19 protein-coding genes and 1 pseudogene are annotated in these 23746 nt (G+C 67.0%); 9 read left to right on the top strand and 11 right to left on the bottom strand.

Annotated features, from left to right (window positions below; all coding sequences use genetic code 11):
• Positions 1-147 precede the first annotated feature (147 nt).
• The 5 genes from sigJ (at position 148) to ACFWVV_RS26545 (ending at position 4580) form a co-directional block, all read left to right on the top strand.
• Positions 148-1095 (top strand): RNA polymerase sigma factor SigJ, encoded by a 948-nt coding sequence (gene sigJ / locus ACFWVV_RS26565; RefSeq protein ID WP_384350694.1) that lies wholly within the window; start codon positions 148-150, stop codon positions 1093-1095.
• Between the two features lie 93 nt (positions 1096-1188).
• Positions 1189-2397, top strand: a complete 1209-nt coding sequence (locus tag ACFWVV_RS26560) for an NAD(P)/FAD-dependent oxidoreductase (RefSeq protein WP_384350692.1) — start codon at positions 1189-1191, stop codon at positions 2395-2397.
• Positions 2398-2695: 298 nt separating this feature from the next.
• Entirely contained in the window at positions 2696-3241 is a 546-nt protein-coding gene (locus tag ACFWVV_RS26555; protein ID WP_384350689.1) for an RNA polymerase sigma factor, read from the top strand.
• 345 nt (positions 3242-3586) lie between these two features.
• Entirely contained in the window at positions 3587-3979 is a 393-nt protein-coding gene (locus tag ACFWVV_RS26550) for a hypothetical protein (RefSeq protein WP_384350686.1), read from the top strand.
• 178 nt (positions 3980-4157) lie between these two features.
• A complete protein-coding gene (locus ACFWVV_RS26545) occupies positions 4158-4580 on the top strand; it encodes a hypothetical protein (protein WP_384350683.1) in 423 nt (140 codons plus the stop codon).
• 58 nt (positions 4581-4638) lie between these two features.
• Here ACFWVV_RS26545 and ACFWVV_RS26540 read toward each other — a convergent pair whose 3' ends face one another.
• The 6 genes and pseudogenes from ACFWVV_RS26540 to ACFWVV_RS26515 form a co-directional block, all read right to left on the bottom strand.
• The gene (locus ACFWVV_RS26540; RefSeq protein WP_384350680.1) at positions 4639-5166 is read right to left on the bottom strand and encodes a hypothetical protein; all 528 of its coding nucleotides are present in this window, start codon (positions 5164-5166) and stop codon (positions 4639-4641) included.
• Between the two features lie 133 nt (positions 5167-5299).
• A complete protein-coding gene (locus ACFWVV_RS26535; RefSeq protein ID WP_384350877.1) occupies positions 5300-5539 on the bottom strand; it encodes a hypothetical protein in 240 nt (79 codons plus the stop codon).
• Between the two features lie 65 nt (positions 5540-5604).
• Positions 5605-5871 (bottom strand): annotated as a pseudogene (locus ACFWVV_RS26530) (SUKH-3 domain-containing protein); the annotation flags it as partial.
• Between the two features lie 814 nt (positions 5872-6685).
• Positions 6686-6943, bottom strand: a complete 258-nt coding sequence (locus ACFWVV_RS26525; RefSeq protein WP_384350678.1) for a hypothetical protein — start codon at positions 6941-6943, stop codon at positions 6686-6688.
• Positions 6944-7039: 96 nt separating this feature from the next.
• On the bottom strand, positions 7040-7528 hold the full coding sequence (locus tag ACFWVV_RS26520) for a DUF1877 family protein (RefSeq protein WP_384350676.1): 489 nt from the start codon (positions 7526-7528) through the stop codon (positions 7040-7042).
• A gap of 49 nt (positions 7529-7577) precedes the next feature.
• On the bottom strand, positions 7578-15170 hold the full coding sequence (locus tag ACFWVV_RS26515) for a DNRLRE domain-containing protein (protein WP_384350856.1): 7593 nt from the start codon (positions 15168-15170) through the stop codon (positions 7578-7580).
• Positions 15171-16566: 1396 nt separating this feature from the next.
• Between ACFWVV_RS26515 and ACFWVV_RS26510 the strand changes: the two genes are divergently transcribed.
• Positions 16567-17034: a hypothetical protein gene (locus tag ACFWVV_RS26510; RefSeq protein WP_384350673.1), complete on the top strand. Its 468-nt coding sequence runs from the start codon at positions 16567-16569 to the stop codon at positions 17032-17034.
• A 320-nt stretch (positions 17035-17354) separates the two neighbouring features.
• On the opposite strand, the gene ACFWVV_RS26505 is transcribed toward ACFWVV_RS26510, so the two are convergent.
• On the bottom strand, positions 17355-18350 hold the full coding sequence (locus tag ACFWVV_RS26505; protein WP_384350669.1) for a LysR family transcriptional regulator: 996 nt from the start codon (positions 18348-18350) through the stop codon (positions 17355-17357).
• 385 nt (positions 18351-18735) lie between these two features.
• Positions 18736-19254, bottom strand: coding sequence for a hypothetical protein (locus ACFWVV_RS26500; RefSeq protein ID WP_384350666.1), 519 nt, complete (start codon positions 19252-19254; stop codon positions 18736-18738).
• Between the two features lie 340 nt (positions 19255-19594).
• Here ACFWVV_RS26500 and ACFWVV_RS26495 point away from each other — a divergent pair, with 340 nt between their 5' ends.
• Positions 19595-20164: a hypothetical protein gene (locus ACFWVV_RS26495; RefSeq protein ID WP_384350663.1), complete on the top strand. Its 570-nt coding sequence runs from the start codon at positions 19595-19597 to the stop codon at positions 20162-20164.
• 5 nt (positions 20165-20169) lie between these two features.
• Here ACFWVV_RS26495 and ACFWVV_RS26490 read toward each other — a convergent pair whose 3' ends face one another.
• The 3 genes from ACFWVV_RS26490 to ACFWVV_RS26480 form a co-directional block, all read right to left on the bottom strand.
• Entirely contained in the window at positions 20170-20706 is a 537-nt protein-coding gene (locus ACFWVV_RS26490; protein ID WP_384350661.1) for a hypothetical protein, read from the bottom strand.
• A 105-nt stretch (positions 20707-20811) separates the two neighbouring features.
• Positions 20812-21105 (bottom strand): DUF1330 domain-containing protein, encoded by a 294-nt coding sequence (locus ACFWVV_RS26485; RefSeq protein ID WP_384350658.1) that lies wholly within the window; start codon positions 21103-21105, stop codon positions 20812-20814.
• Positions 21106-21217: 112 nt separating this feature from the next.
• Entirely contained in the window at positions 21218-21778 is a 561-nt protein-coding gene (locus ACFWVV_RS26480; RefSeq protein WP_384350655.1) for a carboxymuconolactone decarboxylase family protein, read from the bottom strand.
• A gap of 86 nt (positions 21779-21864) precedes the next feature.
• Between ACFWVV_RS26480 and ACFWVV_RS26475 the strand changes: the two genes are divergently transcribed.
• The gene (locus ACFWVV_RS26475; protein ID WP_384350652.1) at positions 21865-22221 is read left to right on the top strand and encodes a winged helix-turn-helix transcriptional regulator; all 357 of its coding nucleotides are present in this window, start codon (positions 21865-21867) and stop codon (positions 22219-22221) included.
• A 502-nt stretch (positions 22222-22723) separates the two neighbouring features.
• Positions 22724-23677: a hypothetical protein gene (locus ACFWVV_RS26470; protein ID WP_384350649.1), complete on the top strand. Its 954-nt coding sequence runs from the start codon at positions 22724-22726 to the stop codon at positions 23675-23677.
• The last annotated feature ends 69 nt before the right edge of the window (positions 23678-23746 follow it).

Genomic DNA, 23746 nt, shown 5'->3' with positions numbered 1-23746 from the left:
GGGTAGCACGAGCAGGCGGACGTGACCCGGGCAGCGCGCACAAGCAGGCGGACGTGACCCGGGCAGCGCGCACAAGCAGGCGGACGTGACCCGCGCAGCGCGCACAAGAGCTAGACGTGACCTGCACACCTCAACGATCATGGCCTGATGTCGCTCCGTACGTACGAGGTCGATCAGTTCGAGAACTCCAGGGGCCGCCTGGAGGCCATCGCGTACCGCCTGCTGGGCTCGGCCGGTGACGCCGAGGACGCCGTGCAGGAAACGTATCTGCGCTGGCACGCGGCGGACCGCGAGCAGCTCCGGACGCCCGAGGCGTGGCTGACGAAGGTGCTCACCAACCTCTGTCTCCATCAGCTCACTTCGGCCAGGGCCAGGCGGGAGACGTACGTCGGCCAGTGGCTGCCGGAGCCGTTGCTGGAGGGGGACCGGATGCTCGGCCCCGCCGATACCGCCGAGCAGCGGGAGTCGGTGTCCCTCGCGATGCTCACCCTCATGGAGCGTCTTTCGCCCAACGAGCGCGTGGTGTACGTACTGCGGGAGGCTTTCGGGTACGGGCACCGCGAGATCGCGGAGATCCTCGACCTCACCGAGTCGAACTGCCAGCAGATCCACCGGCGGGCCAAACAGCACCTCGGCACCGGGCGGACCCGCACCGAGGTGGACTCCGTCTCCGCGCGGAAGGTCGTCGAGGAGTTTCTCGCGGCGGCCCTCAGCGGCGACACCGAACCGCTGGTACGGCTGCTCGCCGAGCACGCGGTCGGTGTCGCGGACGGCGGCGCAGGGGTACCGGCCCGCAGGACGCCGGTCCTCGGGGCGCTCGGCATCGCACGCTACCTGCGCAGCCTCTTCCGCCACTCGGACCGGAAGCAGGCCCTGGCGGGCGGCGGCCGGCCCACCGCCCACGCTGCCGTGGTCAACGGCGGGCCCGCCGTACTGATCGCGACGGGCGGGCGGATCCTCGGCGTGCTCTGCCTCGAACCGACCCCGGACGGCGTCGCGGCGGTCCGCATCCAGGTCAACCCCGACAAGCTGACGCGGCTGACGCGCAGTTGGGCGGCGGAGGAGCCCTCGCCTCCCCTGGCGCAGGTGTGGTGACCCGGATCACATCCTGAACCTGTCAGGGATCGCGCGGCTGTCCGGTCAAGGAGGTGAGTCCAACCGGATGACCGAACGGATAGGGAGCCAGCCATGAAGCACCGCATTGTCGTCCTGGGAGCCGGGTACGCCGGAGCCATCACCGCCGGCCGTCTCGCCAAGCGGCTGCACCACGACGACATCGAGATCACTCTGGTCAACGGTGAGCCGGACTTCGTCGAGCGGATCCGTCTGCACCAGCTCGCCGCCGGCCAGGACCTGCCGAACCGCCCGCTGCACGAGCTCTACGCGGGCACCGGGGTACGGGTCCGGACTGCGTGGGTCACGGCGGTGGACGCCGATCGGAAGACGGTCGAGCTGTCGGGCGGATCGGGTCTCCCCTACGACACCCTCGTCTACGCCCTCGGCAGCACCGCCGCCGACCACGGCGTGCCCGGTGTCGCCGAGTACGCCCACAACCTCGCCGGCAGGCAGGGCGCGCTGCGGCTGCGGGCCCGGCTGGCCGAGTTGGCGCCGGGCGACACCGTCATGATCGCGGGCGGCGGCCTGACCGGCATCGAGGCGGCCACCGAGATCGCCGAGGCCCACCCGCACCTCAAGGTCGCCATCGCCGCCCGTGCCGGAGTCGGCACCTGGCTCAGCGACAAGGCACGTCGGCACCTGGACGACGCCCTCGGCAGGCTCGCCATCACGGTCCACGAGGGCGCGGACATCACACGCGTGGAACGGGACGGCGTACTCACGACGACGACCGGCCAGGAGGAAGGGGCCGGAGGCACCCGCCGCCTCCCCGCCGACGTCACCGTCTGGACCACCGGCTTCACCGTGCATCCGATCGCCGCCGCCTCGGCCCTTGAGGTCTCGGACACCGGCCGGATCGTCGTCGACGGAACCATGCGCTCCGTATCGCACCCCGACGTGTACGCGGTGGGCGACGCCGCGTTCGCCATCGGCGCGGGCGGCAAGCCCCTGCGGATGTCCTGCGCGGCGGCGACCCCGATGGCCTGGCAGGCCGCCGACGCCCTGGCCGCGCGGCTGACCGGCCGCAAGGTCCCGGAGACCACGATCGGCTACGCCGCCCAGTGCCTCAGCCTCGGCCGCCGCGACGCGATCTTCCAGCGGGTAACGGAGGACGACCAGGTCACCTCCACCGTTGTCACGGGCCGCATGGGTGCCCGCATCAAGGAGCTCATCTGCGCGGGCACGACCTGGTCCATCAAGCACCCGACGATGCTCCAGCCGACCCGCCGCCACCGCGTCACGCCCAGCCGCACCACGGAACCCCACCTCGCCACGGCCTGACGGGAACCACGCCTCGCCGTGCCCGAAATCGGCACTCCCGACCGAATCGACCGGTATCCGAAGGCGCATCGAAGATCGACGTCCGCCGTGATAGGGGTGTGCGCACTGTGGCGGCTGTGTGCTTCCTGTGCGGCGCGCGGCCACCGCGTACATGGGCACGATGCGCAGTGCCAGCGGACGTGAAGAGGAATGTGTGTCGTTCGGTGGAGGCTACCCGGATACGAATACGGAGGCGGGGAACGCGGCGCGTACGAGGTGTGCACCCGCCGCTCGTGACGCAACGACCCTGACGCAGGCCGTGGAATGGGCCCGGCAGGGCGACGAGGACGGATTCGCCCTCCTGTACCGGCACGTACAACCCGGCCTGCTGGCGCTCCTGCGCACCCTGGTCGGGGACGAGGCGGAGGACGTCGCCTCGGAGGCCTGGCTCCAGGTGAGCAGGGACGTCCCGGGATTCCGCGGGGACGGGGCCGCGTTCCGGGGCTGGGTCCGTACGGTGGCCCGAAACCGGGCCGTCGACCACCTGCGCCGGGTACGGGGACGACCGGCGGGGGTGCCCTGGGAGCTCTGCGGCCTGGAAGCGGCACCCCCGGCACGGGACGCCGCCGAGGTGGTGATGGACAGCCTGGCGACGGCGTGCATCATGCGACTGATCGGCCAACTGCCGCCGGACCAGGGCGAGGCCGTACTGCTACGGGTCCTGGTGGGCCTGGACAGCCCGGCGGCCGGCCAGCTGCTCGGCAAGCAGGCGGGGGCGGTACGGATGGCGACCCAGCGGGGCCTGAGGGCGCTGGCGGCGGAGCTGCGGCCCGAGGACGACGAGCCGTCGGCTCCCTCCACGTAACGGCGCCACGCTGAGCGAATTTCGGCCTTCGACCACTTCCCGACAAGCGTTTAGCACGCATGGGACATACACCCAATTTGACGTGTACAGCACCAACCCTATGAAGGCACCGAAAGTGCCCTCCATTTGCCGCTGTAGACAAACAACACCCCGCAATGGTTGTACCAATGGCGGAAATTGAGCCCGTGAGAAGGGCCACGGGGAGATCGAGTGACGGATGTGGGGGCGGATTGCGCTTGTGAGGTGGGGGGTGCGTTCCCGTACTCCCCGGTGGAATCACAAGCGTGAGGGGTGGAAGCCGTGGCCGGTGACAGGACGCGGAAGCGAAGGCCGGGAGCTGCGGACATGCGGGGGATCGCGGAGGGCTTCGTGGGACAGGTGACGGTGGGGCACCGCTTGCCCCTGGATTTCTCGGTACGCAGTCTGCGGGTGGTGGACTTCCTGCTGGGCGAATTGCGTACGGGCGGCAAGGACGAACGGGCCCTCGCCCCACAACTGTTCGGCCTCGGAGCCTATGTGGGAGAGGTACTCGTCCGGAATGCGGGCGCGACGTGGGTCGACCTGGACGAATCGCAGCAGAAGTACTTCCGGCAGTGGGTGGGGGTCCGCATGGTGGACGGCATGACGCGTAGCCCGCTCAGTACGGTGCGAAATCTCTTCGACGACACGGACGGCTCGGAGGAGTCCCTGGAGATCTACTACTTGACGCTGCCGGGCCGGGCACGGTCGGTGGTCTGACGGTAGGGAACGGGGCGGGGGCGCACACTGTAGTGCTGGGGCGGAAACCACCCCAGCATCACGACGGCACCCCGCCCGGCTCCCCCTCTGCCCGGACCACAGGAACCGACCGACGACGGGAGCCGGACGTGACACGGGAACCGGGCTCGAAGAGACGGCTCCTCCGCCTGACCTCCCTGTGGCTCGCCATCCTGGTGGGCCCTCTAACCTGCTGACCCTCGTCTACGTCGCCTTCCTCGCCCTGCCAGGCCACGAGGAACCGAGCCGCTCCTCGGTGGTAGGCACGTGGACGAGCCCGGAGGGCGGCACCCTCACCTTCGAGGACGACGGCACCTTCAGCGGCACGGCCATCAGCACGCCGGACTCCTGCCTCCCGGGCAACACCTCATACGAGAACAACCGGATGTCCGGCTCGGGGACGTGGCGGCTGGGCTCCTTCCCCGAGGAAGGCCCCGGAGCCGGAATCCACTTCGAACCGTCCCGAGGCAATCCCGTGAAGGCATTCCCGGTGTGGGCCGTACTCCTCAGCGGGCCCCAGCCTCGGACGATGTACCTGCTCCATGACGACGGGACGGGCGAGCGGTACCGGCGCCGCACCTGAGGGGACGGTCACAAGCGAGCCGGCAGGCGGCCCGGCGACTTCCCGGGCGGGGTGCCGGTCAGCGGACCAGATACCGCATGCCCGCCTCCGCCAAGTCGCGCTGCCACTGCTGAGCACGGGAGGTGCGCCGGGCATTGATCTCGCCCTCGAAGGACGAGCCGTCATGCAACGTGACCCTGACGGCCAGCCGGGCCCTGGAAACGAGGTGGTGCGTGACGTCCGCGATCTCCGACCATGGCACCTCGGTCTCCGCTCCTCGGACGTCGACGTCCTCATCGGTCTCGATCTGGTCCCATGGCAGCCCCTGGGCATGGAGCGTCAGCACTACCCCGTCGACATCGACCACCAGGCTGGAATCCGTTTCCGCCGCAATGAAGGCTTCGTCGTCCGTGGGGGGCGCCTCTCTCCTGCCCCCTATCTCGACGACGGTAGGCACGTACGGCGGGGCCGGAGGGTGCGACGCCGCAGCTCCCACTGCAGAGAGTTCGATGTCGAATTCCTGTTGCAGTTCAATCCATGGGGACGGATCCGACCAGCTGAACCGAGATTCCCCCAGTAGGGCTTTGATTTCTGCAAGCGTTGCCACCACTACGCCCCTTCTAGCACGTTGTTCCGGCACCACTTTTCGAGTCTTCTACAGTGCGCGAGAAGGTCGCCCCGGCCCCCTGGGGACCATAGGCTGTCATTCCGCCACCGGAATGGCGGGCCGCCAATTTCGCTCAGAAAGGATCTGGCCTGTAGGGGGACACTACAGCCTCGCACGAGAGGGCGATATCGACCACTTCCTCCGGAGTCAGATCAGGATCATGCCGGTAGATCAAGGAGTATGCGCCCGGATACGGAACACTCTCCTCGAACAGCTGCTCCATGGCGTCGACTTCCTCTTCATTACCGCCGAATGCAACGATACGCCGCACCAGCTCAACGAGCTGATCTCGAGAGAGAGCACCGAGTGCCATTTCACACCTCCGCAGTCGTGATGATAGCTGGGATCAAGCACATGGCGTGATACCGCCCTTCCGGTCTCTTCCCGCCGCTCACCAAAACGGTCCCCCTCACCCAGGCAGAGCATGGGGTTAAATTCGAACGACTCTCTCGCCCTACTGATCCCCGGGCCGGAGATATGAACTGAAATCCCTCCGAACTCGGTCAGAAAATCAGCGACCTCCTGATGGCGTTGGAGACCTTCAGTCTCAAATGCCGCCAGCCATGGTTCTACGTCCACAGTTCGCCCGGGAGCCCACCCAGCCACGCGAAGGATTTGCGTTACTTCCTCCGGGAAGTTGCACATACCGTTACCCGCTGTCACGCATACAGCTACCGCATGGACCGACGGGGTAGTCATGCATCTCGCTCTCTGTAGAACCTCGAATGATCACAGCCGCTGGAGTCGGCCATCTCGCGACGCTTGCCACCAGACGAAGCGGCGTCGCAACTGGCATCATCCAACGCGGTGTTCGCGAACAAGTTATGCCGGGATGAAGCTCGGCCACCAGGGCGGGACATTGCCCGGACACAGCGGGGCGGGGTACGAGTCCGGCATGCCGAGCCACGTGACAAGAAACCATGCGAACCACAGCGTGCAGACGAGCCCCCCAGCCAGGGCAGTCCTACGATGCCGTCTCCCAAGGGTGCTGCACAGGACCACCCAAGGCACCGCAACGGCGATCCATATGAGCGGTCCAAGCACCAACAGCGTCATGCTGTTGGCTGCTGCGTTGATGCCGATGTCACAGGCGGCCCACGACCTGCCCATCACAACAACGGTCACCGGTGCGGTCACCCCACCGAAGAGGGCACCCAAGCCAACCCCCCTGAGTCTGCGCCTAGGAGGACTCGGCACTTCTGCTCCCAGCATTTTCTCCCCCGCCTCGTCGTAGATGCGGAACCCCAGGCCAGTTCCCGCACCCCCCCGAACACCCACAGACTTACATCCGATGGCCTCGCCCTTTTCATGCTTACAAAGGCAGCACGTCCGGCCACCACGGCGGCGAGTTGTCTGGGGCACAGGCGCTCACACTGACCGGGTAGCCGGCCGGATTATTCCAAATCGCCATGAGGGCCCAGAAAGCACACAGAGGTAATCCTGGCAGGGTTCCATCTGGCTATGTATTGATGCCGCTACAGCCTCGCGTAAAGGCGACACGATCAGCCGCCGCTTTCTGGAATCGAAACAAGCGTTCCTCACCTTCCTCAATGAGAGTCAGCTCGAAGGCGATACTTGCTGAGTCCAGGTCACGGCCAAAGAAGACTTCCTCATAGAGAAGCCACATCCCTTCATGTGCCGTCACAGCGCCCTCTTCGACGATGTCTCTCCCCGCAGCTTCCAACTTAAGAGGCTGACTCCCCCTTCCAAAGTTCACGGAATTTACTCCTCCGACATAGTAACGGCGCCCTCCATTTTTTGCGGAGGGCGCCGTTACTATCTGCACCTGTGGAACCTTGAGCTTTCCGCCTGGCTAAGCGTACGAACGCTTCACAACTGCCTGTTCCGATTCACTGGCCAGCAGGTAGAACTCCTTGAGTACCTCGAAGAGTTCCCGGGCCTCATCTAGGAACTCTTCCGGAAAGCCACCGAAGAGCCTATCGAGTGCACCATGATTCCTGCGTGCCAGATCTTCGACATCGGCATATTGCAGGAAATGAGATGCTCGCCGTACTTGCTCTGTCGTCAGGAAGGAGATGGAGTTGGGCGGTTCGCCCACCTCTGCAAGGAATTCCCCTCCCAGGACTACCAGGTACTCTGTGCTGGAATTCTCGTGGGGAGCGCCAGCGATAAGTGCGTCCATCATCTGCCACTGTTGTTCGAGGTCACAGAGGATTTTACATTCCTGTTCCTGTTCGTAGGTGGAATCGTCTTCAGTGGCGACGAACCCAGCTTCCACGGCGTCAGCGCCTGCAGCGACAAGGTCCGGCGAGACCCTACGCAAGAGGATGGAGATCCCCATCGTTCCATTCCTTCCCTTCTAATTTCCTAACACATCGGACGCTACTCCTCTAGCACACGCCTCCGACAACGCATGCGGGCCCGTTACCGATGACACGGCCAATGCCAACGATGATCGTAGCCAGGACGCCGAAGCCCACCACTTCGCCGGTGCTGGGGTACCCACCTGCAGGCGGTGCGAAGGGTGCAGGGCCTGCTGACGGGGCAGGTACGGGGGCTGGGGCCGGGGCAGGAGCCGGCGCCGCAACCGGAACCGGGCCCGGGCGTCTGATGTCGATCATCTTCCCCTTCGTGTATGCGATGACGCCCGTGGGGTCGCTACCGGTTTTATTTCTTGAGGGAAGCGCTACCACCCATTCATTTCTTTTCCCGGGATTCACTCCGCTCAGCATGGGAAGATCGAACCCAGGCTTTACTTTGTAGCCCGCGCCGAGTTGCTTCTGCAGTGCCGAAACGTACCTCCCCACCTCCGTTTTACCTTTCGATTCCTCTTTTCCTGCCGCCTTTGAGTCCCAGATGTAAACGGTCTTGTCGTCACCCCAGTAGATGAGGTCGGCCCATCCGGTGTTGTTTTTCTTTGTACCATTCGCGATTTTGTTCCGAGAATCCTTGTCGCCCAGGCCAGATTGGGACAAGTCCATGCTGGCTTCTCCACCACCCTTGGGCTGATTGGACCGAAGCCACATCCCGGCCATGAGTGTGGCGGTATCGTGTGCCGAGTTGAACTGACCGAAATAGCACGCGGCGCACAGACTTCCCGGATACGTCCCGCAGTTGTCGGCTATGCCAGTGGCGCAAGGCAGATGACCGTCAAGTTCGGCAAAGCTGGTGGGGTTCCCACCCGCGAACGCATACCGGTTCCCCGTCATCGGGTCACTACCGAGCCCCATGTCCGCCAGCGCCCCGTTGTACATGTCCCGGCTCGTGAACCGGTTCAGCCCCGGGCTGTAGTCCCGGAAGCCCATGTCGTAGGTGCCCGAGGACGCGTCCCAGCGCTTCGAGTTGAAGCGGTACGGGTTGTAAGCGTCCTTCGTCGGGTTCGTCGTCGACGGCTTGTCGATGCCGGTGAATTCCGACGTGTCCTCGGAGCCGTACGCCGTGTACCCGTACGTCGCCTTCGCGTTGCCGTCCGCGCCCGTCAGGGTTTCGACGTCCGTGTGGCTGTTGTAGCCGTAGTAGGACTCTTCCGTCTTTCCGTCGGCCGCGTGCTTGACCTGGGAGAGGCGTTCGCCCCACGGGCTGTACTGGTACGACGCCGTGAGCTTGGTCGCGACTTCCTCGGTGAGGACCTCGGTCGACATGCCCAGGTAGTTGTACTCGGTCTTCTTCGTGCCCTCGGTCTTCGACGTCGTGCGGTCCAGCGGGTCGAAGGCGTAGGTGGTGGACTTCAGAACACCGGCCGCATCCGCCTTGTCGTGTTTGACCACGTGGTCGAAGCCGTCATACGTGTTCTTCTCGATGACCTTGTCCCCGGCCTTCACCGAGTCCTGGCGGCCGAACGGGTCGTACACGTAGTCCGCGACCGCGGTGCCGACCGTCGCCTTGAGCAGACGGTTGCGGTCGTAGCCGAAGGTGGTCGTCTTGCCCTTGACCGTCTGGGAGATGACGTTGGCGTTGTCGTCGTGGACGTACGTCTCGACGCCCGCGCCGTTGCCCGTCTTGGTCGACTTCGCGAGGCGGTCCGCCGGCTCGTAGGCGTAGGTCGTCGTGGAGTCGAGGGTCGCCGTCGGAGTGTCGGCGTTCCGCTTCTTCGCGACGTCCTGCGCCTTGTTGCCGTTGGCGTCGTACGCGTAGGCGTGGTCCGAGATCAGGGTCCCGTCGGGCTTCTTCTCCGTCTGGGTGCGCAGCGCGCCGTCGAGGTAGTACGTGTAGCCGACGACGTTCTTGTTGCCCTTGATCTCCTGCTTCTTCTGGCCGCGGTCGGTGTAGTCGTAGGTGGACACCTTCGCTGCCGCGTCCGTGGCCGACTTGCCGACCGTGACCGTTTTGACGAGTTCTCGCAGGTCGTAGGTGTACTTCGAGAACTGGTCGGGGTGGGTCTGGGTCTCCGGCTGGCCGTTGGCGTCGTAGGTGTAGGCGGTCTTCTTCTTCTCCTGGCCGGCGAGCGCCTCGGTGACCGTCTGGACCTGGTTCTGGCCGTCGTAGGTGACCGTGTACGCGTCGACGCGGCGTCCGGACGACGTGTCGTCGACCGAGATCATGTTGCCGTTGACGTCGTAGCCGTAGTCGAACTTCTTCTGCTCGACGTCCACCTCGGCCGAGTTGTCGCGGACCAGCTTCACGCTGTCCGCGCCCACCGCGCCCGCACCGGATTCGGCGAGCTTCAGGACGGACTCCGTGCCCTCCTTGAAGTCGTAGTCGCCGAGCTTCACCCAGCCGCCGGCGTTCGCCCGCTGGTCGACCTTGACCGCGGACGAGCCCTTGGCGTGGGAAAGGGAGTATGTGGCGGCCGGGGAGGCTCCTGCCACCTTCGGGTACTTGACGTAGGCCGCGTACTTTCCGGACTTCGGGATGTCCAGCGTCCACTGGAAGGTGTCCGTACCCGTGCCCGGTGCGTGGACGTGGTCACGGCTGAGCGTGCTCTTCCACTCCGGAGCGCCGGTGGCCGCGACGTTCTGCTTGTCGGTGTTGTTGACGACGACGACCGACTGTCCGACGGGGATGCCGCCGTCCTGGAGGGTCCTGAGCTTGCCGTCCGGGTAGTGGTTCCACGTCATCGTGCGTTTCGAGGAACCGCCCGCCGAGGTCAGCGTGCGCTTGGACTGCTGGCCGAGGTCGTCGTACTCGTACTCCGTGAGGATGTCCCACGGGTCCTTCGAGGACTTCACCCAGCCGGTGTCGTAGTACGTGTAGAGGGTGTCGTTGCGCGTGGTCTCGCCGGAGCTCGGCGGCATGGAGACCTTCTCCACCCGGCCGACCGCGTCGTAGAACGTCTCCGTCCAGACCTTCTTGTTGTAGCGCGCGTCCTTCGGGTCGTACGGCTGGATCTGCCGCTTCGGCCTGTTCAGGGCGTCGTACGTGGTCTCGGAGGTGAAGTCGTCGGCGGTGTCGGTCGTCGCGACGCCGCGCGGCGAGAAGACCTTGATCCGGTTGCCGACCTGGTCGTAGCCGAACTTCGTCGTCCGTACGACGTTGTCCGCGTGCGGGGACTCGACCGACGCCAGCTTGGCGCGGTCGTCGAAGTGCCGGACGACCCGGGTTCCCTCGGCGTCCGTCGCCGCCACCGGCAGCGAGTCCTTGTCGTACTCCTGGCGGCTCGTCCTCCCGGCCGCGTCCGTGGTCGCGACGACCCGGTGGTTGAGGTCGTAGTCGGTCTTGGACGTGTAGTCGTCGGGCGACGGAGTCTTGTTCTTCTTCGGGTCGACGACCCTTACCGGGTTGCCGACCCCGTCGTAGAGGTACGACACCTTGTGCCCGGCCGCGTTGGTCACGTCCGTGAGCTGGTAGATCTCGTCGTAGGTGTTCGTGGTGACGAAGTCGGTGGCGTCCGTGGTCGTCGCCGTGCCCCTGGGCTCGGTCGTCGTCCGCAGGTTGCCCACCTTGTCGTACGTGTACGTCGACTCGCGCTTGCCCGAGGTGGCCGTGTCCTGCGGCGCGGTCGCCGAGACGATCTGGTCGGCCTTGTCGTACACCGCCGTCGACACGGCTCCGTTGATGGCCTTGGAGACCTCGACGTTGTCGTTCTGGTCGTACTTGGGCGGATACGTCGTCAGGACGACGCCCGGCTCCTTCGGGGTGGTGGTGACCAGCGGACGCCCGTACGTGTCGTACGTCTGCGTGGTCTTCTTCAGCAGGGCGTCGGTGACCGACGTGACCTGGCCGCGCTCGTCGTAGTCGGTGGTGGTGACGCGGTTCTCCGCGTCAGTGGTCTTGCGCGGGTAGCCGGTGGCGGTGAAGTCCGACGTCAGGGTCGGGTTGCCGTTGGCGTCCGTCGCCCTGCTGAGCTGGCCGAAGCCGTCGTAGTCGTACTTCGTGGTGTAGTCGCCGGCCTCCGGGGACTTGACGCCCTGCGGGTCGGTGACCGTCTTCAGGTTGCCGAAGGCGTCGTAGCCGAACTGCCAGCTGCGGTTCTCCGCCGACGTCTTCTTCCACAGGTCGGCCGCGTACCCGTCCGCCCGCGTCTGGTACTCGTACCGCACCGAGTGGGCCGGGAAGACCCCCGGGCCCGCGCACTCCGCCGCACCCGGCACGCCCGCCTTGTTGTCCTCGGCGCTGCGCTGCCAGAGCGGGAAGCCCGTCTTGCGGTCGTAGCAGTAGGCGGTCTTCGCGCCGTTGTTCTCCTCGATGAGGGTGACGTTGTGGTCGTCGTCCCACGTCATCTTCGTCGTCTGGGCTTTGGCGTTGGTGACCGTCGTGGCGCGGTCCAGGCCGTCGGTGACGTACGTCGAGGAGCGGTTCTCGGCGTCCGTGACCTTGGTGGTGCGACCGCTGCCGGTCGGGGTGTACGCGAACGTCGTCGGCCCGCCGAGGCGGTCGGTCAGCGTCTTCGTCGACCAGCGGTACTCCGGGTCGCGGTCGTAGGCGACCGAGGTGCCGTTCCCGCGCGGGTCCGTCACCTTCGTCAGCTTGACGTTCTTGTTGCCCTGCGTCGCGTCGTAACCGAACTTGAACTCCTTCGGCTGCGCGGAGCCCGCACCGTCGGTGAGCAGCCCGAGCGTGCCCTGACGGGTGTAGTGGAAGGTGATCTTCCGACCTGAGACGTCGGTCATCGACTTCACGTGGTCGTAGATCTTCGGGTCCCACAGGACGTAGCCCGGGGTCTTCTCGCCCGCCGCGTCGATGTACTCGTACGTCGCGTCGCCCGGCAGCCAGTAGTCCAGCTTGAGCGACGTACGCCCGGCCGGGTCCTTGATCTCCTTGAGGAACTTGACCCAGCGGTTGCCGGAGTCGCGCACCTCGTAGACGTATGTCTGGGTGTTGCCGTTCTTGTCGACGACCGAGCGGAGGTATCCGTCGCAGTCGATCAGGAAACGGGTGCCGTCAGGACGCGTCATCGTCCATGCGTCCGCCACGTCGTCCATGCCGTCGGTGCAGGTCACGCCTGTCTTCGGCTTGAGGAGGTAGTGGTAGCCGGCCGAGGAGCGCCAGGTGCCGTCGCCCTGCTTGCGGAAGATGTGCTGGGTGCCGTCGCCGTCGGTGAGGTAGACCTCGCCCGGCGCGCTGTCCGGGTGGAAGTCGAGCATCGTGCCGAGCCGCATCGGACCGGCCGCCTGCGCGGACCAGCCGTGGCCGAGCTGGGTGTCGGAGGTGTCCTGGGCGTTGTAGGACAGGCGCAGGAAGGTGTTCAGCCCGCGGCCGGGGTTGTTGAAGGCGTTGTACGACCACACGCCGTTGCCGGAGCCCAGGTTGGACATGAACGTCGAACCGGCGCCGGTGTTCTTGCCGGTGTAGGAGTGGTACTTCTCCATGCCGAGCCGGTCGGCGGTCGGGTCCTCGACGGCGACCGGCTGCTCCAGGCCGCCGATGGAGTCGGTCTTCGACAGCCAGGTGCTGGTCTTGGAGTTGAAGACGTCCCAGATCAGGGCGTGGCCTTCACGCCGGTTGCCCTCCACGGGCGGGGACTTGACGGTCGCCTTGACGACCGCCTCCTCGCCGGGGAGCAGGGCGGGGATGTCGGTACGCAGGTTGAGCGCGGGGGTGTCGGCCAGCTCGGAGCCGTCCGGCAGCGCCCAGCGGTAGGACAGTTTGCGCTCGCCCGCGGGCCACGCGCTGTCGCTGGTGTTGGTGAGGGTGACGTCGACCGGGTACGTGTTGTCCTCGGTCATGCGCTGCGGGGTGTGCGGCGCGTAGTACGTGTTCCACGGCGTGGAGTCCACGTAGATCACGCGGAGCTGGGGCCGCAGCCGCTCCTCGGCCGCCTCGCCGGACAGGAACATGGTGCGTTCCTGGGCGGCGGTGGGGGCCTCGTTGTTGAGTTTGATCACCGCGCCCTTGTTGTCGGCCGGCTTCTCGACCCACTTCTGGGTGAGTGAGGTGGCGTCCCAGGTGTGCCGGCCGACCTCGCTGGTGATCCCGCCGACGCTGTCGGAGACCGCGGGGCCGAAGTCACCGCCGGGCTTGGTCCACGCGGTGGTGGCGTCCGCCTTGTTCCAGGTGGCGGCCGTTTCGGCGAAGTCGCGGCTCAGCGGGGCGAGTTCGTAGGTCGCGCCCTTCGTTCCTGTGGTGGTCTGGGCGCCCCAGAGCTGGACCTGGGACTGGAGGACCGTCGCGGTGTCGGGGATGGAGTCGGTCGGGAACTTGAACGCGCCGCGGGTCGTTCCCTGGGTGTCGGAGTTGTTGCCGACGCTCAGCCAGGTCTGCTCACCGTCCCCCGCGGGCAGCTTGTCCAGGTTGGTGTCCGGCTTCAGCGACGACAGGGTGGTGTCGGCCGCCGCGGGCAGGATGCGCAGGGTCCGGCCGGCCTTCGGCACGCCGACGTCCCGCACCGGGGAGCCGAGGACCTTGCCGCCCTTGGTCTTCACCGCGATCTGGTAGTAGTGCGTGCGCCCGATCTCGTTCGCACTGGCCGCCGGGGTCGGGGCAGCGGAGACGTCCCGGTAGGACGTCGTGCCCTTCGCCACGGGCGCGATCAGGGTGTCGGGGCCAGCGGTGAAGCCGGGCTTGTCGGAGCGGTGGACCTGGTACTCGGCCAGGTCGTTCGCCACGTCGCCCGAGGTGTTGGCGTACGCGGCCCAGGACAGCTCGGGCCCGTTGCCGTGCACGACAGTGGGCTCGCGCAGCTCGGTGCCGATCGCACCGTAGGTGACGGTCAGGCGCGGGAAGTTGGCGGTCTCGCCGTCGTAGTCGCCGTCGGCGGACTCGTAGCGCGGGCCGCCGAGCGGTCCGGTGGCCGACTCGTCGACCGCCTTGACGACGAAGCCGTGGTTGGCGGTGCCGTCCACCCACTTCTGCACGGTGTCCTTCACCGGGAAGCGGTGCCACTGGCTCTGCTGGCCCTTGGTCTTGACGACCTGGGCGTCGGCCACCAGGCGGACATCACCGGCCAGGGTGCGCTCGTCCTCGTCACCACTGTCGCCGAGGGCGATCTTCCCGGCGGTGCCGCGCGCGAAGTCGACCGGGCCGCCCAGGGGCTTCCACTCCCCGGCCTTGGCGTCGCTCTGGTCGAGGGTGGTCTTCGCCGTGCCCTTGCTGCCGGTGACGGTGTACGGGGCCTCGGTGGCCGCGTTCTCCAGGTCGGTGCCGGGGACACGGACGTCGACCCGGTACTTTCCGGTCTCCGGGACCTTCGGCTGCCAGGTGTACGTCTCGCCCTTCGCGGCGTTCTTGTTGTACGCGAAGTCGCCGCCCGCGGCCTGCTCCTTCGGCCACTCGCCGACAGCGGCCGTACTGTCCGCCGTACCGGCATCGGCCTGCACGGAGGTGCCGGACACCTCGCCGACCAGGGCGTTGGTGTTGGTCCAGTTCGCGGTCGACTCGTCCCACGCGCCGGTCGCCCGGTGCGCGGCCAGCGGTACGTCGTACGCGTTGCTGGCGTGCACCTGATCGAAGTACAGGCCAAGACGCGCCGAGTCGATCTTGGTCCCGGCCGGGATCTGGTCCAGCGGGAACTTCAGCAGCGCACGGGCGACGCCCGCGCCGGTGCGGCCCACCGACATCTTCCACGAGGCGCCGAAGTTCTCGGCCGGGGTGTCGGACAGGACCATGGTGTCCTGCGACTGGCCGGGCTGCGGGGCCACGGTGAGCGTCGGGTCGACGGTCACCGGGTACTGGCGTGCCGGATCGGCCAGCCACTGCGCGTCGGGGGTGACGGTCAGCCGCCAGCCCTTCACGTCGCGCTCCAGCTTCTGCGTCACCTTGTCCGTGCTGACCTGCCCGTACGCCGACGTCTCCGACTTCTTGGAGTCCGTCATGTAAGGGGCCGGGATCACCAGCACCGGGTGTTTCGACGTCTCCCCGTGGAAGGCGATCGACCCGCCCTCGCGCGCCTCGGGCGTCAGCCCCTCGGTGCTCAGCCGGAAGGTGAAGGAGAGGGGTGCGTCCGGCTTCTTCGCCAGGACGATGTTCTCCTTCACCTGCCCCGCGCCGACCTGGTAGACGAGGTCGGCCCCGGACTTCGGGTCCTTGTAGGTGACCGTGTCGCCCTTGACGGCCGGCGTCAGCTCGCCCGCGGTGCCGTCGAGCCCGAGGGTGACGGAACGGCCGCCGCCGACGTCGTACCGCAGCAGCTCTGCTGCCTTCTTACCGAAGTAACTCGCCCCGGTGTTGGTGGTGTTGGCCGGCCCCTGCTCGCCTGTCCTGACAGCCGTGTCGATCGGCTTCCAGTCGGGACCCTGCCGGTACGAGGTCGGGAACGCCGACAGCTCCGCCTCGACCCGCCCGTCCGACAGCTGCCAGAAGCGCGCGCTGGAGGTGCGCTCGCGCGTCAGCTCCTTGACGCGTTCGGCCTTGGGGGCGTTCTCGCCCTTGGCCAGCCGTTCCCGGCTGGGAATCTCCAGTTTGCCGCCCGGGGGCGGCGCTTTCGCTGTGCTGTCCTTGTCGTCGTCTCCGCCGAACCAGCCGGACACGGTGTCGACCAAGCCCTTGCCGTCTCCGTCGTCACCACCCCCGGGGGCGGGTGCCGCGTAGGCGATCTGCGGCAGCGCAGTCCCCATCACGGCCGAGACGACGAGGGCGGCGACGAATCTTCGGTGCCGAATCCTCACTTAGCCAACTACCTCTCCCCCGACCGCGGTTGCCCTGTTCGGCGCATGCGGGCAGGGCTCAGCACTGCCACGGGAATCTCCCGGTCAGTGAGTGGAAGGTGAGGTTCTACGCCGGAGAGTAGCGGGGCGTCAACGCAATGTTGATGTCCGTCAGTTGCGATGACATCGGCGTATTGCGCCACATCGCGGCGGCTTTGGGATATGGCGGCTATTTCCGGGGGCTGGCGAACGGAGGACAGCTCCTGTACAACCGTCCGGCCCACCGCACGAGGCAGACCGCGCGCCAGCAGTCACCTCGGCACGGGTGCGCCTGCCCACTGACGCATCAGCCACGCGGACCCACACCTGCCTCGGCGCACGCACGTGCCCGGACCGCGACGACCGAAGGCCGCCACCCATGCCCACGACCACCGCACCAGAAGCCGTTACTGAGCCCAACGAGGGGCCGCCCGCCCGGAGTTCCCGCCGCAGAAACATTCGCGGCCTCGCCACCCTGCTGCTCCTGACCGCCGCAGCCGGGTACGGCGTCTACGCCCTGACCGGCACGGACACGCCGGCCAAGCCCCCGGTGCCCACGGCGGCGGTCACGTACTCCATCACCGGCACGGGCACCGCCGACCTCACCTACCTCGCCACCAGCGAGGAGGGCACGGCCACCACGGAGAAGGCCGTGCCCCTCCCCTGGAAGAAAACCGTCCAGGTCCCCCTGGGCAAACCCCCGGTCATCAAGGTCCAGCTCCCCCAGCAGGGCGGCACGGCCACCTGCGCCCTCGCCATCCGCGACCAGCACATGCAGCGGGCCACGGCCGCGGGTGCCTACGGCCGGGCGACGTGCACGGCGGCGCTGCCGGTGGGGGCACGCTGAAGGCGGGGAGAGGTGCCGTCACCGGTCGGGCCTCCCCGGGCTGGATGCGGCCCGTCCGCGCGCCGTCGCGTGCACCAGGAAGTGGCGTGCTGGTGTGGGGCGTACCCATCGGCGGATACCCGCCCGGGATGCGCGGTCCGCACGCGGCCCTCCAGAGGTATGCCCCAGGGGCCGCTTCGCCGTTTTGCGTCGGCACCCTCGCGGTGCGCTGCTGACACCAGCTTCCCGAAGGAGCGCGGGCGCACCCAGGCGAACGGGGCCGACCGGGTCGGCCATGGCGCCGCGATCACATCAGCCACATCAAGATCATCACATCGTGCTCAGCGAGGTGATCTGCCGTCATCGGTCACGGCGTCCTTCTGCATCGCCGCCCTGTCCTCCGGCGGCAGCCATGCGTCGGGGGGAAAATCGAGCCAGCGGTGCTCTTGTGCAAGGCGCCGGGCGGTGTCGGCGAGGGCATCGAGCGCCGGGTGCTCGAGTCCGGCACGCCAGACCAGGGAGAGAGGTGAGAGCGGAACGGGCTCCTCCAGCAGGCGCAGGGCCATGCCGGGGACGTCGATGAACTCCGTGCTCGCCAGCACCCACCAGCCGCGTTTACGCACGACGCGCATGAACTCCTCCGGCCCCTCGATCTCCGGGAACGGCTCCGCCAGGCCAATGCCGTGTCCGGTGAACAGCCGCGTGGCGAGGTCGGTCCACTCGGCAGCGGACTCGTTGCCCGCCGCGGCGTAGAGGGTCCGGCCGGCCAGGGCCTTCAGCGGGATGCGGTCATGGGAGCACAGGGCGTGGTCGTCGGGCAGGAGCACGGCCATCCGCTCGTAACGGACCGGCTGGTGGTCGAGCTGCGCTGCCACGGCGGGGGCGAGTCCGGCGAACCGTCCGAAGGAGGCATCGAGAGAGCCGTCGATAATCTCCCGGGCGGCTCCGGTGAGGCCACTGTGGAAGCGGGCGACGAGTTCGAGCTCGGGGTGAGTGCGCCGGGTCTCCTCCAAGACCTTGTGCCCGGTAGTCACCAAGTCCCCGACGTCGACGAGCAGCGGCCGTTGCTCACGTGCCGAGGCCGCGACGGAGAATGCTGCGTGCGCGGCGAGTACATCCCGGGCGTACGGCAGGAGCCGTGCGCCTTCGGCCGTGAGATGGACCTGACGAGTGGTCCGTACGAAGAGTTTGCCGCCCAGGTCCCGTTCGAGCCGGCGAATGTCCCGACTCAGTGCCTGCTGAGCCACGTACAGCCGACTGGCGGCGCGCGTGAAGTGGAGCTCCTCGGCGGTGGTGACGAAGGCACGCAGAAGACGGGGATCGAAGTTGCGGGACATTGGGGCAATCTACCGTCGCGAACGCATTGACAACACAAGTGTGTGAATGGTGCCGGAACAGGTGTTGGACGCTGGATGCCGTCGCCAGCGAGCGTAGAGCCATGCCCTCCTACGAACCCTCACGGCCTGAATACCTGGTACTGCCCTCACAGCTGCTGACGGTCAGCGGACACACGCTCGTTGCCGCTCCTCGCCACCACGACAACTCCGGCCGCGCCGACCAACAGCGCACCTATACGGGGCAGGGTGGTCAAGCCTGCGCCTGGTTCCGCCGCCACTTCGCCGCCGCGCTCCGGTCCCGCCGGAGCGCCGCAACAACAAGGGGCTCTCATGCCGTCCCTGACAGGTACGCCAATGGTTGACCCGGCCTGGAATCCGCGTCGGTTCAAGAGATCTCAACGAGGGGATTGTGCCCCGGGAAGTTGGGCGGCAGTCCGTCGGGGGAAACCTTGCCTGAAATGAGACCGGCCAGATACTCCGTCAGGGTTCCCTGGAACTCGCACCAGTCATCGTTTCGGCCAGATACAACGATTGTCCAGGAACTGGGCCCTGACTCCGATGTCTTCCAGTAGAAGACGTCGCCCTCCTGAGATCCTCCCCAGGCGATGAGTCCTCCCGGCTCGGGATACGGAACATACCCGTGCGACATTCCGGCATCTCGGAGGTCCTCAAGATCCTCACGATCGTCACGACAACCGGCGACGAAGCCGGCCTCCTCACCCGGACCTGGAAGATGGATCGCCAGGAAATCAGCCAGGATGAACGACGGATACCACTCCGAGAGTTCGATGAAGTCCGGAGGAAGGGGTGTCCCGAGGCCTTGCGCAATGGCCTCCCAATGGACTTTGCCCTGAATCCTCTTGTGCACCTTGAGGGCCGGGAAAACTGTTTCGAGGACTCTCACGCTCAACACGCCACCTCCTGGATGATGCACATCGAAGACTGGTAATCCAACCGGACGAATACACCGCGACAGTCTCACAAGGAGGGGAGGGGGCGCTGACAGCTCGGTAGACACAAAGGACGCTGATCACTAAGGACACTTCCCATTATTGGAAGTTGCCACTTCATTGATCCACTATCCCCGCAGCGGGCTTGGCTGTCTCCGCCGCACGGGCGAGGTGGCCAGGACCGCAGGGGGATGCCCATCCTCCGGGGTGCGCCGGAGGATCGCTATGGCGGCAGCGCCCCGGCTCTCTCCGGGTCCGTGGATGCCGCCTCCCCCGGGGAAGGAAACCAAGCCAATGCGCCTGACTGAGACGCACATGCAGGCCGGTGCCACGACCAGCGACGGCACCGTGCCCACGCCGCCCGTATCGCGCGCCATCCTGTGGGCCGCGTACGCGATCCCGCTCTGCGTGCTGCCCTCTGGGCTGTGGCGTATCGCTCTCGTCTCGGGATGGACCGACTGGTACGCGGTCCACGACTGGCTGCCGGGCGAGCGCCTCTACGTCGTTTCGCTCTCGCTGGTCGCGCAATGCCTGGCGCTGCTCGCGCTGGGGCTGGTCAAGCCCTGGGGCGAACGGCTTCCCGGCTGGGTGCCGTTCGCCGGTGGGCGCACGCTGCCGGTCCGCGCCGTCGTCGTGCCCGCCTCGGTGGGCGCCCTCCTCCTCACAGCGCTGTTCGTCTACGCCACGGTCAACTACTTCTTCCACATCGTCCCGCCCCTGAACGACAACGGTGAGGTGCTCCCCAGGAGCGGACCTGGGGCCTGGGCGCTGCTGGCCTGCTACCTCCCGGCCTTTGCGTGGGGCCCGCTGCTCGCCGTGGTCACCCGCGCCTACTACCTGCGCCGGACGCGGGGAGCGCGGTAGAAGCTTCAGAACGGATAGAAGTCAGGGTCCGGAAAGAGCCTGGCGATGGAAAATGGCTCGAAGTCCGTGTCCGTCAGCACACGGTAGAGGAATTCAGAAGTAGACATATTCACTTGCTGCCAGGGGTATCTGTCGCTGCGCGTGAGAATAGGCCAATTTGATGGATCTACCTCGGATGAGGCGAGCCAGAAGTACCCGGTCTTCAACTCACCGTGTGCCCAGGGGATGAGGCCCGGCAGGTTCGGACGATAGACCTGGTACGGGCCGAGCAGTGGATCAGATTCGCCGCGCGGGCTGCGCGCACAGTAGGAGTTCCACCAATGCAGCAAGTCGAAGGTCTTCGCACTGTCGGCAGTCAGAATGCGGAAGAACTCCGAAAACTCCCCCTTCCCGAACGTCTCCACTAGCCCCTTGTAGTCTTCGGGAAGCAGCGTGTCGAGCGCATCCTCGATTTCGCCCCACGGCACGTCCAGATTGAGCGGTTCCCAGTCCGTGCGAGCGGAAATCCTGTCGATCCACACAGTCGACCACAGTCCCATCATGGATGTACCGGAGGTTAATAGACCTCATAGCGGGGTGGCCCCCTCGCCGCCAGGGGTGGACACCCAGTACGGCTCGTAAACCTGCAAGATCCGACCGGACCTCCGTCAGTCCATGCCTTCGACGATGCGGAAGTCGCGCTCGACGCCGTCACCGAGGGCGGCCAGCGCCTCCTGGTAGGCCGCACTCTCGCGTGCCGCGACGGCCTGCTCGAAGCTGTCGAACTCGACCACGACGGTGCGCTCGGCGATTCCGGCGTCGTACGCCTCGACCCGGCCGCCACAGACGATGGTCCGGCCGCCCCCGGGCCCGACGGCCAGGGGGGCCAGTTTGTTGTAGGCAGACAGCTTCTCAGGGTCTGAAATGGTGCGGTAGACGCTGACCCAGTAGCCCTTGGGCATGGAACCTCCAGTGTGGGAATGAGTGCATGGGAGAGCGAGGCTTGGCGGCCTCGTGATCGCCGTGGCGTCGATACCGACCGGCGCTGCGGTGGCGCGGAGGCCCGGAACGTAGTCACCGGGTGGGGAATTCGGCGCCCCAGGGCTCCTCTTCCAGAAGGAGCCCGTTGGCCAGCTGGCTGATGGTTCGGTACCAGCCGATCAGTACGAGCAATTCGAGTAGTTGGGCGTCTTCGTAGTACGTGCGCAGGGCGTCCCAGGCGGGCTGTGTGAGCTGGGTCGTGTCGTTCAGTTCGTCAACCGCGTGGAGCAGTGCCGTGTGGCGTGGTGACCAAGGGGTGGTGACTGCCCCGTCGGGGCGGGTGGTTGCCAGGAGTTGCTCCGGACTCAGTCCCGCCTGCGGCGCCAGAGTCGCGGCGTGGACGCCCCATTCGTAAGCGCAGGCGGATCGCGCGGTCACGCGGGCGATGACGATCTCCCTGTCGATGGCTGGGAGGAGTCCATGGCCCAGCAGTCCGGCCCCGAGGGCAAACATTCGTGTGGCCAGCTCCGGATTGCGGTGCAGTACGCGGAACAGCGCGAGTGGCTCGTGCGGCACACTCGGCGGCATCCATCGGCGGAGCGCGCGGTCGACGTCGGCGGTGTAGGGCGGGGTGAGTGGGTCGATGCGGGGCATCGCGGCACCTCCTGCTTCGATTATCGAATCACTATGATGCTTCGAGAACCGAAGCGCAAGGAGTGAGCGAGGAGTGAGGAGTGAGCATGGAAGCCAGAGCGCCGCGTCCCGGCGTGCCCGTGCGGGGGTCCGAATCCGGTCGTCCAGTGATGGCCGCACTCGACCTGCTCGGACGGCGTTGGACGATGCGGATCCTGTGGGAACTGAGGCACGCTCCGGTCGGCTTCCGTGAATTGCAGCGTCGCTGCGAGCGCATGTCCTCCAGCGTGCTCAGTACGCGGATCGAGGAGCTGTCCGGCGCCCGCCTGCTCGTCCTGGACGGCGATGGCTACCGCCTCACCCAGCTCGGCCAGGACCTTGCCGAGGCGCTGAACCCGCTGGATGCCTGGAGTCGACGTTGGGCGGAGGAGATGCGGCCCGCGACGGGGGAAGGGCTGGAGTGATCATCGCGTGGCTGATCCGGTCATGGCAGCGGTGCCGCCCTGGACAGTTCCCTTCAGGGGGATGAGCCCGGGACCGGTTCGGCGAGTTGGACACCTCGGCACGACGCCGGGGAGTCGACGTTGCGCGCCGGGGTCGGCCATGGAGCCGGCTGCTGGAGGACCGAATACGTACCGCCCACCGCCCCGCTCGGACTCATCCGGACATCAATTGTGGGACGAGCCGCAGCCCCGGCCGGGGAAGCGGACCGTGGCGCAAAGGGTGCGGCACAGCGATGCGTCATTCTCTGCGAGCAGGATGCGTCATCCTCTCCGAGCAGTCGGGGCGCTGCGGCCCCTTCTGTGCGAGGCTGCCCTGGCGGGCCCGCGCCGCGCACGGCCCCGGGCCCGGCCGAGCGAAACGGGGGGGGTCATGAGCACCGCGTTACGGGGATTCAGACGGGTCCGCGTGCCGAAGGCCCATAGGTCGGCCTCCGGCACATGGCCGGTCCGTAGTCCGGTCCGCGTGCCGAAGCGCCGCACGTCGGCTTCCGGCGCACGCCTCCCCCTCGGTCGCCTGGCCCTCCTCCTCGCGCTGCTCCTCGCCGTGACCGCCTGCACCGGTTCGCGCCCCGGCACCGACCTGCCTCCGCTCACCCCCACCCCGATCCACATACCGCCGATGCCCACCTCCTCCCCCACCGTCCGGCCGGGCGACAAGCACGCGATGGTGGGCATCCTGTGGTTCGTCCGCGAGGTGGTGTCTCCCGAGGGCGACCACAGCCCCATCTACGAAGACAACTACTTCTACATCGAGAACGACGACTCGGTGCACGGGAACTTCGGCTGCCAGGACTTCGTCGGCCAGGTGCGGTGGACAAACCCCGGCACCCTCAGGTTCTCCGACTTCACGCCTGCACCCGGCAGCAGCCCCGCGCCCTGCGAGCCCGAGGTTCGGCAGGAGTACAAGGAACTCTCCCGCCTCCTCACCAGCGCCGACCTGACGTACGACAAGGGAGGCTATTTCGAGCGCCGCCTGCCCGGCCGGCACCCCGACCTCTACGACAGCATCGACCTGGCCACCATGCCCGCCCCACCGGGCTTTCTCTGGGAAAGGGACTGGTCGATCACGGAGATGACCACCGCCTTCAAGGGCGAGCGCTGGGCGCAGTACGCCGCGAGCCGGGCAGGCGTACGGCCGTGGATACGCTTCCGCAAAGACGGCCTGGTCGAGGGCGACACCGGTTGCTCGGCGTTCCGCGGCACGTACGGCAAGAACTACTCCGACAGCCTCTGGATCAGGAACGTCCGCCGCGAGAGAGGTCCCTGCGGAGCCGAACCCGGCTCCTACCGGGCGAAGTTCGATGCGGCCTTCTTCCGGACGATCAACAACGGGTTCCGGTGGAGGTTCAACGAGAAGCGCCACTTCCTTTACCTCAGGGACTCCGACCGGACCGTGAACATGCGCGCACGGGGCTGACCGACGGACGTGAGGGCTTGACCTTCCGGGCACAGGGCCTCATCGGCGAGGTGGCCCTGGCCTAGGCCC

Source organism: Streptomyces sp. NPDC058663 (assembly GCF_042716745.1).
In the GTDB taxonomy this organism is placed as follows: Bacteria; Actinomycetota; Actinomycetes; order Streptomycetales; family Streptomycetaceae; genus Streptomyces.
This window is presented reverse-complemented; position numbering and strand designations above follow the sequence as displayed.